Raw genomic sequence first — 12,610 nt, forward strand, 5'->3', positions numbered from 1 at the left:
TGATCGCTGAGTGCTGGGTATTCGCCCTTTTGGCACACGAAAAAGGGCGAATATCCAGCACTCAGCGATCGTCGTGGGGTGTGGGGGTCAGCCGCGCTCGCCCACGTGGATCGCCAGCGCCCCGTACGCGGGGACCGAGGCCGTGAACCAGCCGCCCGAGTCGACGGTCCGCTTCACCGAGCAGTCCGACGCGGCGACGACGTCGCAGTACGTGCCGGCGGGCAGCGACGTCTGGAACGAGCGCTGCACGGCCGACGCGGTGTTGTTCAGCACCACGTAGCCCCTGGCGCCGCGGCCGTAGGAGACGAGGTTGCCGCCGTCGTCCCACCAGTTCGTGACCTCGGTGCCGGACACCTCGTTGTGGAAGCCGACCATGCCGCGCACCTCCGTCCAGCGCTGTGTGCAGGTCCACCGCCCGGAGCCGCAGGTCGCGTCGGGCACCGTGGTGTCGGTGGCGCCGGGCGCCCCGGCGTCGTTGTTCGAGAACTCGTAGCCCGAGTAGACCGTGGGCGAGCCGTACGGCCACGACAGCAGGAACGTGTTGGCCAGCACGTACTTGGCGCCCCACTTGTAGTTCATCGACTCGCCGTTGCGCTCGGTGTCGTGGTTGTCCACGAACACGCCCGCCCGGTCGTACGGCAGCTTGCCGTCGCCGATGAACCGCAGGTTCTTGATCTGCCCGTCGAAGTCACGCTTGAGCTGCCGGGCGTAGTCGAACTCGTGCGAGTCGCCGCTGCCCAGGTACTCGGATGGTTGAACCGGCTCGCCGGCCGCGCCGATCACCTCGTGCACCCAGAACACGTTCGGGTTGCCCATCCGCGCCTTGATCGCCGCGAGGTCCGACGCCGGGATGTGCTTCGCGGCGTCGATCCGGAACCCGTCGACGCCGAGGGACACGAGGTCGTCGAAGTAGGCGGCGAGCCGGCCCCGCACGTAGTCGGAGCCGGTGCGCAGGTCCTGGAGCGAGACCAGGCGGCAGTTCTGCACCTGGTAGCGGTCGGTGTAGTCCGAGATGTTGCTGCGGCAGTCGTTGAAGTCGGCCGCGCCGTACGTTCCGGCGAAGTTGTCGTCCGAGAACTGCGTGCCCGCCACGCCGGTGCCGGACTGGCCGGCGCCCGCCATGTGGTTCACGACGGCGTCCGCGATCACGCCCACCCCGGCGGCGTCGCACGCGGCGACCATGCTCGCGAACTCGGCGCGCGTCCCCAGCTTCGACTCGATCCGGTAGCTCACCGGCTGGTACGACGTCCACCACTGCGAGCCGCGGATGTGCTCCAGCGGCGGGGAGACCTGCACGTAGCCGAACCCGGCCGGGCCGATCACGTCCCTGCACTCCGTGGCGACCGAGTCCCAGGTCCACTGGAACAGGTTGAGGATGACGTCCCCGTCGCCGTGCTCCGGGGTCACGGCCCGGGCCGGTTCGGCGGCGGGTGTGGCGGCGGTCGCGACCAGGCCCAGCGTGAGTGCGGTGGCGAACGTCGTCAGGGTGGCTAGCAGGCGGCGGGGCACGTTCGGATGGCGCGTCATGGCGGCTCCTTGCGGCGGCGTCCCGGCTGAGGCGCGTGCGGCGTTGCACGGCCGTTTCCGGATCTTGCTGCAAGCCTTGCAGAAACGTACGACGACACGCCAGAGGCCCGGGTGAAAACCCGGGCCGGGCGTGTCGGGGTCTGAGCGGGGTCAGTCCTCGTTGGGCATGAGGATCCAGAACGCGATGTACGCGAGGAACTGCGGCCCGGGGATGAAGATCGAGGCGACGGCGAGGACCCGGACGAGCGTCGGGTCCCAGCCGAACCGGCGGGCGATGCCGGCGCAGACACCGGCGATCATGCGCCCCTGGCGCGGACGGGAGAGTGTCTGTGTGGTCATGTCTTCGACGGTACGTGGGGGCTCGGCCGCCGGGTATCCGGTGATCCCCCGGACCGTCCCTGAACCGGCCCTGGGAATCGTCGGGGTGGGCTGAGGGCCGTCGCGTGACCCGCGGAGCCTGGCTGTGCCCGCGGCCGTCAAGCGGCCTGACGCTCGTTCGGGATGACGGCCCAGCAGATGAGGTAGGCCAGGAACTGCGGGCCCGGGATGAGGATCGAGGCGACGGCGACGACCCGAACCACGGTGGGGTTCCAGTCGAATCGGCGGGCGATGCCGGCGCAGACGCCGCCGATCATGCGGCCCTGGCGGGGACGGTAGATGGTCTGTGTGCTCATGTTCTCGACGGTACGTGTGCCGCGGGCACGGCGACATCCGGGCTGCCCCGGAGATTGCCCCTGATCGAGGGTCGGGCGTCCCTGAGAACGGGCACGGGTGATTTTCCTCGAAACGGTCCGGTCGGGCCTGTGACGACGCCTAGTCTTGGGCCGCTCGATCGACGACCGGAGGCCGTGGTGGTTGTTGCTGTTCCTGTCTTTCCCATGAGGCTCCGGGGCGCGGCGCTACGTGCCGCAGCGGTGCTCGCCGGTGGTGCGCTCGTCGCGTCCTCGGTCCTGGTCCCTGCTGTCCCCGCCAACGCATCGGCGGCGGACCTGCCGGCGCTCTCCGGCGTCACGGTGGGCGGACAGGCCTGCGGGGCGGACCCGGTTACCGTCGTCCGCGACCGCCAGGGCTCCGACGAGCTGCCGTTCACCGCCGAGCTCGACGTCGAGCCCTATGCGGGGGTCAGCCGTGTGATGGTGGTCGCCCGCGACGCACTCGACGACGTCGTCGCCACCCGCACGTACGAGACCTACGACCGAGTCGTGGAGGAGTCAATTCGGGCGGATGACCTCACCGACAACGCCGTCAACACGTTGCGTGTCAGCGTGTTGGCCGAGGACGGGACGAGCGGCCCCGCGGCTGAGTGCACGTTCCTGCTGCGCCGTGGCCCCCTCGCCGAGCTGTCGGTCGTCCCGGTCCTCGGCGCCGAGACCGTCTACACCTCCTGGTCCTCCCGAGGAGGTGTGGGCGTGGCCGGTGCGTTCGCAATCGTCGCTCCCCAGTCCCCGGACACCGTCGCCTTCGCGTACGGATACGCCGCGGAGGACACGGCGGAGCCTGCGGTCTGGACCACCGTGCCCGCGACGGAGCACGCCGTGATCCCATTCGTCCCGACAACCACGGGACAGCAGGTGGTCAAGGTGGCCGAGGTCGACGAAACGGGGCTCATCGGCGTGGCGACCAGCCTGAAGGTCTACGTCGCGCGCCCGGAGCGGGCCGAGACGGTCCCTCCTGCCGTCATTGCCCGGAAGCTCACGGACACGCAGCCGGACGACGACCTGGTCACGGTCCGCCTCACTCTCACGGACGATCTCGTGGCGGTGGCGGGGCAGGCAACGCTGTACGACGGCGCCACACAACTCGGCCGGACCACGTTCGACGCACGCGTCAAGGACGTGGTGCTGCGGCAGAGCCAGATCGGCCCGGGCCATCGCGATCTCCGTGTCGAGTACGAGCAGTTCGCCGGCGCTCCGACCGTGACGACAACGCTGCGGGTCTGCGTCGCGTCGTGCCCGTTCACCGGTGGGTCTGCCACGGTCCGGTCGACCTGGTCGAGTACCACCGGCGACCCCAGCTACAACAGCTCCTACGAGGCTGTGGCCCAGGGCTTCAGCCCGACGCCGGCGTCCTACACGTACCAGTGGCTCCGGAACGGTGCAGCCATCAAGGACGCGACGAGCAAGCAGTATCTGAGCTCACCGGCGGACATCGGACACAGCATCTCCGTCCGCATCACGGCACAGGGGCCCACCATGAGCCCGCGTTCGGTCACCTCGACACCGTTCACGGTCAAGCCACGGGACGGGATGCACGTCAACTACGACCTCAGCCCCGTCGGCTCCTCGTTGTCGAGCAGCTACTGCTACTGCACCGCCAGTGACGGCCAGAGCACCGGCCGAGCAGGCAGCGGAAGGGCGGCGCAGGCTCTGGTCGCCTTCCCGTCGTCGCAGTCGTACACGACAGGTCTGGTGCCACCGACCAGCGCCGAGAGCGAGATGCCGGCCGCCTTCTGGTTCGAGACGGAGGGTTACGTCCAGGGCCGCGGATGGGTCGGTCCGAAGGCCAAGAACGGTATCTACTACGTCGGCAGCATCGGGGAGCAGCGCCGTCTCGAGGCCTTCCGGATCACGCCCGGCGGCCCCCACGCTCCGTTCTACGACGTCTGGTACCGGGTGTACGTGCCGAAGTACGGGTGGCTCGGCTGGGCCAAGAACGGAGAGGCCGCGGGAACGACCGGATTCGGCTACGGCGTCGAGGACGTCCAGATCCGCGTGCTGCCCAAGGGCAAGGCACCCGCGACGTCGGGCACGGGGAACGCGCCCTTCTACGACAAGGCGACCCAGAACCAGGTGACCGTCCAGCCCTACCTGCGGCCCGCGGGCTGGAAGACGACTGTTCACGGCGGCTCGACCGCCGGGCTCACCAGCACCTCGCAGCGCCTGAACGCCGTGCGCGTCGACGTGGACGGCCAGCGGTACTCGGGCGGTGTCCAGGTGTCGGCGAAGGTCGAGGGCGACGGCTGGCGGTCCTGGGTGGGTGACACCAAGGTCGCGGGCACGTACCACCGGACCGACCGCACGTCCGCGTACAAGATGCGGCTCACCGGCGAGATGGCCAAGCAGTACGACATCTACTACCGCGTCCACGTGGCCGGCACCGGATGGCTCGGCTGGGCGAAGAACGGCGCGGGCGCCGGCACCGAGTCGTACAAGTACCGCAACACGGCGGTGCAGGTGGTGCTCGTCAAGAAGGGCGAGCGCCCGCTGATGAGCGCCTACGGCCGGGCGGCCTACAAGCGCTGAGCGTCGGACGACGGAGGGGCGGGGTGCGGACATCCGCACCCCGCCCCTCCGTCGTGGAGCCTCACCACCCGCCCGGCGCCAGCACCTTCCGGATCCGCTTCTCACTGACCGGGCCGTCCGTGCCGAGCTGCTGCGCGAACAGCGAGACGCGCAGCTCCTCCAGCATCCAGCGCACCTCGGCGAGCTCGGCGGCGCGGGCGGCGTCGGGGGCGCCCGCGGCGTACGTGGCCTGCGCCTTCTCGTAGGCGGAGGTCACGTCGCCGATCCGCCAGGCGAGGTCCGAGTCGCGCGCCGGGTTCTCCGTCGCCTTGGTCAGCCGGTGCGAGTCCGCCCGCAGGTAGCGCGCCAGGTGCGGCAGCCGCCGCGGCGGCGTCGCCGATACGAACCCGTCGTGGATCAGGCTCGCGCGGTGCTCGCGGATGTCCTGCAGCGCGTTGAGCAGGGCGAGGCTGCCCGACGCGCGGACCTCCGCCTCGAGCGTCCGGCTCGCCGACAGCGCGGCGACCACGTGCCCGACGACGCGGTGCACCTCGTCCTCCAGGTGCCGCCGCACGAACGCGAGCGCGTCCGCGTACTGCGCCGCCGACCGCACCGAGGCGGCGTCCGGCACGCCCGTGGGCGTGTCGTACCGCGCCTCGTCCGCGGGCGACGTCAGCGAGACGACGGCCGCGAGCTGCAGGTCCGCCACGAGCGCCTCGGTGCTCGGATACGGCGACGCCGCGAGCGTCAGCGACTGCGTCCCGGTCCACCGTGACGTGATCCGCCCGGTCCCGAGCGCTGCCTTCGACACCAGAAGCCTGCGCACACCGGCGGCATGCGCGGAGGCCTGAGCGTTCTCGTCGGCCAGGATCCGCAACGCGACACCGACGGTCCGCGCCTGCCCCTTCACCTTGGGCGCGACCTCCTCGACGAGCGCCGGGAACCCCCGCACCACCACCCCGGCCCCCACATCGGTAGCCACCGACCCGGGCAACACCCCGCCGTCGGGCAGCCCTGAGGGCCACGAGGTCAGCCCACCCTGCTCCCCGACAACAACACCCGCACCAGCAGCAGCACCAGCAGGCACGCCGACACCAACCCCGTCGACACCCCCGCCACCCACCCCACCGCGGGAGCCCCGAGCCCCCACCACAGAGGGCGACGCACCAACGGAGCCCGGGGAGGAAGAAGATCCTTGCGCGGACGTATCTGTTCCCGAAGTGGAGGGCCCTCTGGGGCCCGTGAACGCGTCCGCGCGAGAGTCTTCGCCGTCCGCGCCCGCCCCAGCCCTGGCCGAAGAAGCAGCCCGAGCCTCCGCCAACGCCGCACCGACCGCCCCCCGCACCGCCGACCGCACAGCAGCCTCCGCCCGAGACGCCAGCTTGCGCTGCAGCAGCACCAGGTCCTTCGACTCGTCCAGCACCACAGCAGACGCCGACCGCCCCCGCCCGCGCTCCTCGACCACGCGGAACGTGACCCGGAGGTGCCGCGGCAGCCGTGAGACCCGCTCGTCGTCCCACACCTCGGGGGGCACCACGACGTCCCGCAGCGCGCGCACGGCCCGGGTGAACGCCACGGTGTACGGCTCGGCCATGTCGCCGGCCCGCGCGATGTCCTCCCAGGCAGGGGTCTCGGCGCGCAGCCAGGCGACGACGTCGCGCGCCACGTCGGGCGCCGGCACCAGCTCGCGCCGCACGGTCTTGGGCAGCGACTTGATGGTGGCGACCGTCAGCTCCTCGAGGAGCCCCGGCACCATCCAGTCGAACCCGTCCGGCACCACGCGGGCGAGCACGGCCACGGGGATGTGCACGGTGACGCCGTCGGCGTCGGACCCGGGCTGGAACTGGTAGGTGAGCGGCAGGGAGAGCTCGCCCTGCGGCCAGGTCTCCGGGAACTGCGCGGTGTCGACGGAGGCGTCGCCGACGAGCTGCTCCATGGTGAAGGTGAGCAGGTCCGGCGTCTCCTTGCGCGCCCGCGACCACCAGCGGTCGAAGTGCGCGGCGGACACGACCGAGTCGGGGACGCGCTCGTCGTAGAAGGCGAAGAGGTCGTCCTCGTCCGCGACCAGGCCGCGCTGCCGGGAGCGGGCCTCGAGCTCGCCCGCCTCCTCCAGGAGGGTGCGGTTGTCGTGGAAGAACCGGTGGTGCGTGGTCCACTCGCCCTGCACGAGCGCGTGCCGCACGAACATCTCGCGTGCCGCCTCGGGGTCGACCTTCGCGTAGAGCACGCGGCGGTCGGACACGATGGGCACCCCGTACAGCAGCACCTTCTCGGTGCACATCGCGGCGCCCTGCTTGGTGGACCAGTGCGGGTCGGAGTAGGTGCGTCTCGCCAGCGGCCCGGCGAGCTCCTCGGCCCACTCCGGCTGGATCCGTGCGACGTCGCGCGCCCACAGGCGGCTTGTCTCCACCAGCTCGCCCGCCATGATCCACACCGGCGGCTTCTTGGACAGCGGCGACCCGGGGAAGATCGCGAACCGCGCCCCGCGGGCGCCGATGTACTCGTTGCGCGCCTGCTTCTTCGCCCGCTTCAGCGCGATCTCGCGCTGGGCTCCCCGCAGGTGCGCGACGGCGGAGGCCTTGACCTCCCCGGTGTCCTGCATGCCGAGCTGCGACAGGAGCCCGGCCAGCAGCGACCGGTGGATGGTGTCGTCGTCCCAGGTCTGCCGGTACGACGCCGGCGCGGGCTCGACCGCATCCTCCGCCGATTCCGGTGGCGCGGCATCGGTCGGACGCCGGTGCCGGGGCTGGAACGACATCTCGATGCCCAGTGGCTTGGCCATCTCGCGGAGCTGCGCCACGACGTCCTGCCACTCGCGGATGCGCAGGAAGTTCAGGTACTCGGCCTTGCACTGCCGCCGGAACGCGGAGCTGGACAGCAGGTGCTGCTGCTCCCGCACGTACTCCCAGAGGTTGAGATAGGTGAGGAAGTCGGAGCGCGGGTCGGCGAACCGGGCGTGCAGCTGGTCCGCCTGCGCGCGCTGCTCGGCGGGGCGCTCGCGGGGGTCCTGGATCGAGAGCGCGGCCGCGACGATCGCGACCTCGCGGGCGACGCCGTGCCGCGATCCCTCGATGACCATCCGCGCCAGGCGCGGGTCCATCGGGAGCTGCGCGAGCGTGCGGCCCACCTCGGTGAGCTGTGTGATGCTGCTGCCGCCAGGGCCGCCGTCGGCGATCACTTCCAGCGCGCCCAGCTCGGTGAGGAGCTGCACGCCGTCGCGGATCGCGCGCGTGTCCGGCGGCTCGACGAAGGGGAACCGGGCGACGTCGTCGGGCGTGCTGACCACGCCGACCGAGATCATCTGCAGCAGCACGGACGCCAGGGAGGTGCGCAGGATCTCGGGCTCGGTGAACTCCGGCCGCCCGTCGAAGTCCTCCTCGGAGTAGAGGCGGATCGCGATGCCGTCGGCGACACGGCCGGAGCGGCCGCTGCGCTGGTTGGCGGACGCCTGCGACACCGGCTCGATGGGCAGCCGCTGCACCTTGGTCTGCTTGGAGTAGCGGCTGATGCGCGCAGTGCCGGGGTCCACGACGTAGTGGATGCCCGGGACGGTCAGCGACGTCTCCGCGACGTTGGTGGCCAGCACGATGCGCCGTGAGGCGTGCTGCTGGAAGACCCGGTGCTGCTCCGCGCTCGACAGCCGCGCGTACAGCGGCAGGATCTCGACGTGCTGCGGGTGCTTCGGGTCGCGCGCGCGGTCCTTGAGGTGGCCGGCGAGGCCGTCGGCGGCGTCGTGGATCTCGCGTTCGCCGGAGAGGAACACGAGGATGTCGCCGCTGCCCTCCCGCATCAGCTCGTCGCAGGCCTCGATGATGCCGGTGACGAGGTCCTTCTCGTCCTCACCCCGCGCCTTGCCCTTCTTCCTGGGGCCGCCCGAGTCGCGGGCCGACGACGGCCGGTCGCCGTCCGTACCCGGCTCACCCTCGTCCGGCGAGAGCGGCCGGTACCGGATCTCGACCGGGAACGTGCGGCCGGACACCTCGACGATCGGGGCGAGGTCCGGCAGCACGTCGGTGACGTACTCGGGCGCGCCGCCCCGCGCGGCCAGGGCCGCGGGGGAGAAGTGGCCGGCGAACCGCTCGGAGTCGATGGTGGCCGACGTGATGATCAGCTTGAGGTCGGGCCGCTGGGGCAGGAGCCGCGAGAGGTAGCCGAGCAGGAAGTCGATGTTGAGGGACCGCTCGTGCGCCTCGTCGATGATGATCGTGTCGTAGGCGAGCAGCTGCGGGTCGCGCTGGATCTGGGCGAGCAGGATGCCGTCGGTCATGACCTTGACCAGCGTCTCGTCGCTGGACTGGTCGGTGAACCGCACCTGGTAGCCCACGACGCCGCCGAGCTGCGTGCCGAGCTCCTCGGCGATGCGCTCCGCGACGGTGCGCGCGGCCAGGCGGCGGGGCTGGGTGTGGCCGATCTGGCCCGTTCGGCCGCGCCCCAGCTCCAGCGCGATCTTGGGGATCTGCGTGGTCTTGCCCGAGCCGGTCTCGCCCGCGACGATCACGACCTGGTTGTCCCGGATCGCCGCGGCGATGTCCTCGCGCCGGGCCGAGACGGGCAGCTGTGCCGGGTAGGTGATGGGCGGCATCTCGACGGCGGCGCGCTTGGCGGCCGCTGCCTCGAGCTGCGCGGCGGTGACGCGCTGCGGCCCGGCGCGGCGCGGTCGACGGTTCTGGTTGTCCGTCCGCCTGCCCGGGCCGCGCCGACGGTTCCGGCCTCCGCCCGGGCGACCGTGATCGCCGTCGGACACGGGGGTGGAGGAGGGCTCGGTACTCACAACGCCCCATTCTCCCAGGAACGGCAAGATGATTTGCCGCGCGCTCCCGCCGGAGTCCCTGCCACGTCAGACGTACAGGTCACAGGGGTGACCTGTACGTCTGACACGAGGTCTAGCCGGCCTCCGCCGCGTTCAGCAGGTCCAGCGCCCCGTGCTGGCAGCCGTGCCCCGACGCGGGCCGGACGAGCGGCCCGGCCCAGTGCGGGCCGTACATGCCGAGCGCGTCGCGGTCGTTGCCGTACGCGGCGTCGGCCTGCCGGTCGAGGTACGCGCCGTACGGACGGTCGGCCAGGTGGGCGTTGAGCTTGCCCAGGCCGCGCACGTAGGCGCCCTTGAAGGAGGCGCCGTCGCTGTGGCAGTCGTCGCCCTCGTTCACCTCGCGGAGGATCCCGCCGGGGTTGAGGTACGAGGACGTGGTCGAGGCGTCGGCCAGGTCGCGGGCGGTCTCCAGCAGCGCCGCGTCGCCGGTGGCCCGGTGCAGCTCGGCCAGGGCCCCGAGGATCACGCCCTGGTTGTAGGTCCACGTGGGTTCGCCGTTGTTCACGCAGGAGTCGTTCAGCCCGTCGTTGACCAGGTTGCCGGAGTTGATCATGCCGCTGGCCTCGAACCAGTCCCAGCCCTCCTGCGCCCGCTGCAGGTAGGCGGTGTCGCCGGGGATGCGGTTGTGCAGCGCCGCGTTGAGCTGCACGTACAGCTCGTTGGTGATGGCGTTCTTGTACGCGATGCCCGTGTTCCACTGGACGCCGCCCCCGCACTTGCTCGTCCAGTACGCCCGCATGTGGTCGGCGTCGGCGCGAGCGGTGCTCAGGTACCGGCTGTCGCCGGTGAGGTCGTAGGCGGCGACCCAGGCGAGGCCCCACCAGCCGGTGTCGTCCAGGTACTCGTTGCGGAACTGGCCGTCGCGCGCGTTCACGTTCTTGTCGTAGGTCTGCGCGATCGCGTACCGGTAGCTGTTCATTCCGCTGATCCGGGCGTTGTCGATGACGGCGGTCAGCGCGTTGGCACCCGTCCACCAGCCGTTGGTCTCGAACAGGCCCGTGTTCCGGTCCCAGAGCATCATCAGCGCGGTGGCGGCCTGCGTGGACCGGCTCCACGCGTTGCGGTCGTTGCGGGCCCAGGCCGTGCAGGCGATCTCGGCGCGGTCGCCCGCCTTGCCGCAGGCACGCAGCGCGCCGACGCCGGTGTTGTTCCAGTCGTCGACGTTGTACATCTGCGTGCGCCAGCCCGTCGAGCCGCCCGGGACGGTCGTGGCGCCGAGCCGGCTGCCGGACGCCCAGGTCTTTCCGCCGTCGAACGACCGGTCCAGCCACACCTCGTCGCCGGGCTGGCCGCCCTCGATCGAGCCCCAGCCCATGACGTCCGGGTCCGAGACGTGCAGCCGGAGAGTCCGGCCGTGGATCGTGGCGGTCACGGGCACGCGGTCGCCGGTCGCGGACGCGGGGTCCCTGGCGTCGCAGTAGATGTCGCAGATCTCGGCGAGCTGCGCGGCCCGGGTGGTCGCCGGCCGGGTGGTCGCGGCCTGTGCGGTCACGGGTGCGGACGTCGTCGCGGCGTCGGCCTCGGCGGGGGGAGCGGGGGCGAGCGGCACCGCCAGCAGGCAGGCCGCGGCGAGGGCCGCGGCGAGGCTGTTGGCCCGCCGCCCGGGCGGTACGCCGGGGTTTCTCCTGATGCGTCGGTGCGTGCGGTTCGAGGGCGTCTCTGACAGCGTTGTCATCGGTTCTCCCTGTGCTCGTACTTCGTCCGTCGATGGAGAGTGGAGCAGTGCGAACGCGGCCCGCGGGCCGCGGCCCGACCAGACTCACGGCAAGGGGATGATCCGTCAACAGCCCCCGGGCCGCCGATGGCACCGGTCCGGTGCCGCGGGCATCCGGCGTCCGATGGGGATCGCTCCCCATGTCGCCCCGGTCGCCCGCCGCCTAGGCTGCCGAAAATCCCTGTGACGTGCGGGGACGCCGGAGAGGAAGCTGGATGGCAGAGCAGCGCGGGGTCGACGACGGCACGGCGGAGGGCACCCGGTGAGCCCGGAGGCCATCGCCCGCTCGGTCCAGCGGCTGAACGCCGCCGGCGTCGGCTGGCCCACGACGCGGCGCGTCGCCATCACCGTGCGGCTGGCCGGGCTCGCCGACGTCATAGCGCTCGGCGAGGCGGTGGTGAAGGGCCCGACGGCGGCCCGTGCCGCGGTCGGGCACGTGCTGCGCACGGCGGGCCAGGAGGCCGACCCGGCCGCCGCGCTCCGCGAGATCGCCAAGATCCAGCGGGTCCTGTCGGTGATGGGGCCGCTCGTGCCGGCCGGTACCGGGGAGCGGGCGCCCGGCCCCGCGCCGGTGCGGTTCGAGGCGGGAGCCGGCACCGAGGAACCGGTCGAGCCCTCCGGCCCCGACCGGCCGACGGGGCCACGCCCCCTGCCGGTCCGCCCGGTGCGCACGTCCGACGCGACCGGCCAGGCCCGGTCCGCGGCCGAAGGCCCGGCGTGAGCCTCGGCGAGCTCGTCGACCTGTGCGAGCACCGGATCGACGAGCTGAGTCGCCGGCGCCAGGGCTTCGAGCACCTGGACGTCCCGGAGTACGTCGAGATCCTGGTCGGCGACCTGCGCGCCGCGGCGTCCGACTGGGAGCCGGCCGTCGGCCACCTGCCCGGCGGGAGCCCCGCGGAGGTCCGCGGCCGCGCGCGGGCCGTCCGCGACGCCGCGACGAGCCTGCGGACCATGGGCACCGCCCTGCGCGGTCGCGCCGGCACGGTCTCCGGGACGCGCGGTCTCGACGCCGTGGCCGACACCTTCGACGGGTACGCGGCGGCCCTGGAGTCCGGCCGGACGCTCCACACCACCGGTGTCGCCCGCCTGCGGGTCGCCCGGCACCTGGCCGCCGGGCTCTCCTCGGTCGGCGGGAGCGCCGAACCCGACGAGGTCGACGCGCTGTCCCGGTCGGCCATCGCCGTCGTCGACGCCGCCTGCGCCGGGTACGCCGCGTGCCGGGACGCCTACCAGGCCGTGCTCGACGCCGAGGAGGTGCTGCGCCGCGCCCTCGCCCACCTGCCGGGCGCCCAGGTCACACGGTGACCTGGGCACCCGACGGCGCGGGAAGGCGGGTCG

8 protein-coding genes are annotated in these 12,610 nt (G+C 72.1%); 3 read left to right on the top strand and 5 right to left on the bottom strand.

Features of this window, described 5'->3' with window-relative positions:
* Nucleotides 1-87: 87 nt before the first annotated feature.
* The 3 genes from AB0I29_RS16730 to AB0I29_RS16740 form a co-directional block, all read right to left on the bottom strand.
* A complete protein-coding gene (locus AB0I29_RS16730; RefSeq protein ID WP_357483351.1) occupies nucleotides 88-1,527 on the bottom strand; it encodes an alpha-amylase family protein in 1,440 nt (479 codons plus the stop codon).
* A gap of 150 nt (nucleotides 1,528-1,677) precedes the next feature.
* Complete coding sequence (locus AB0I29_RS16735; RefSeq protein ID WP_285100509.1) at nucleotides 1,678-1,866, bottom strand: PspC domain-containing protein; 189 nt, start codon at nucleotides 1,864-1,866, stop codon at nucleotides 1,678-1,680.
* Between the two features lie 137 nt (nucleotides 1,867-2,003).
* Nucleotides 2,004-2,201, bottom strand: coding sequence for a PspC domain-containing protein (locus AB0I29_RS16740; protein ID WP_285100508.1), 198 nt, complete (start codon nucleotides 2,199-2,201; stop codon nucleotides 2,004-2,006).
* A 204-nt stretch (nucleotides 2,202-2,405) separates the two neighbouring features.
* On the opposite strand from AB0I29_RS16740, the gene AB0I29_RS16745 reads away from it, so the two are divergent.
* On the top strand, nucleotides 2,406-4,769 hold the full coding sequence (locus AB0I29_RS16745) for a hypothetical protein (RefSeq protein WP_357483355.1): 2,364 nt from the start codon (nucleotides 2,406-2,408) through the stop codon (nucleotides 4,767-4,769).
* A 61-nt stretch (nucleotides 4,770-4,830) separates the two neighbouring features.
* On the opposite strand, the gene hrpA is transcribed toward AB0I29_RS16745, so the two are convergent.
* Both hrpA and AB0I29_RS16755 read right to left on the bottom strand, forming a co-directional pair.
* On the bottom strand, nucleotides 4,831-9,330 hold the full coding sequence (hrpA, locus tag AB0I29_RS16750) for an ATP-dependent RNA helicase HrpA (RefSeq protein ID WP_357483473.1): 4,500 nt from the start codon (nucleotides 9,328-9,330) through the stop codon (nucleotides 4,831-4,833).
* 301 nt (nucleotides 9,331-9,631) lie between these two features.
* Nucleotides 9,632-11,233, bottom strand: a complete 1,602-nt coding sequence (locus AB0I29_RS16755; RefSeq protein ID WP_357483358.1) for a glycoside hydrolase family 76 protein — start codon at nucleotides 11,231-11,233, stop codon at nucleotides 9,632-9,634.
* Between the two features lie 301 nt (nucleotides 11,234-11,534).
* On the opposite strand from AB0I29_RS16755, the gene AB0I29_RS16760 reads away from it, so the two are divergent.
* Both AB0I29_RS16760 and AB0I29_RS16765 read left to right on the top strand, forming a co-directional pair.
* Nucleotides 11,535-11,993: a hypothetical protein gene (locus tag AB0I29_RS16760; RefSeq protein ID WP_357483361.1), complete on the top strand. Its 459-nt coding sequence runs from the start codon at nucleotides 11,535-11,537 to the stop codon at nucleotides 11,991-11,993.
* Nucleotides 11,990-12,577, top strand: a complete 588-nt coding sequence (locus AB0I29_RS16765; RefSeq protein ID WP_357483364.1) for a hypothetical protein — start codon at nucleotides 11,990-11,992, stop codon at nucleotides 12,575-12,577. Before AB0I29_RS16760 ends, AB0I29_RS16765 begins: the two co-directional genes overlap by 4 nt.
* Nucleotides 12,578-12,610 lie beyond the last annotated feature (33 nt).

Origin of the sequence: Promicromonospora sp. NPDC050262 (genome assembly GCF_040655935.1) — a bacterium.
GTDB lineage: Bacteria > Actinomycetota > Actinomycetes > Actinomycetales > Cellulomonadaceae > Promicromonospora.

Excerpts from the sequence above, each read along its gene's own strand:
- AB0I29_RS16730 (WP_357483351.1), bottom strand. The coding sequence starts at position 1,527 with ATGACGCGCCATCCGAACGTGCCCCGCCGCCTGCTAGCCACCCTGACG.
- AB0I29_RS16735 (WP_285100509.1), bottom strand. The coding sequence starts at position 1,866 with ATGACCACACAGACACTCTCCCGTCCGCGCCAGGGGCGCATGATCGCC.
- AB0I29_RS16740 (WP_285100508.1), bottom strand. The coding sequence starts at position 2,201 with ATGAGCACACAGACCATCTACCGTCCCCGCCAGGGCCGCATGATCGGC.
- AB0I29_RS16745 (WP_357483355.1), top strand. The coding sequence starts at position 2,406 with ATGAGGCTCCGGGGCGCGGCGCTACGTGCCGCAGCGGTGCTCGCCGGT.
- hrpA (WP_357483473.1), bottom strand. The coding sequence starts at position 9,330 with ATGCCGCCCATCACCTACCCGGCACAGCTGCCCGTCTCGGCCCGGCGC.
- AB0I29_RS16755 (WP_357483358.1), bottom strand. The coding sequence starts at position 11,233 with ATGACAACGCTGTCAGAGACGCCCTCGAACCGCACGCACCGACGCATC.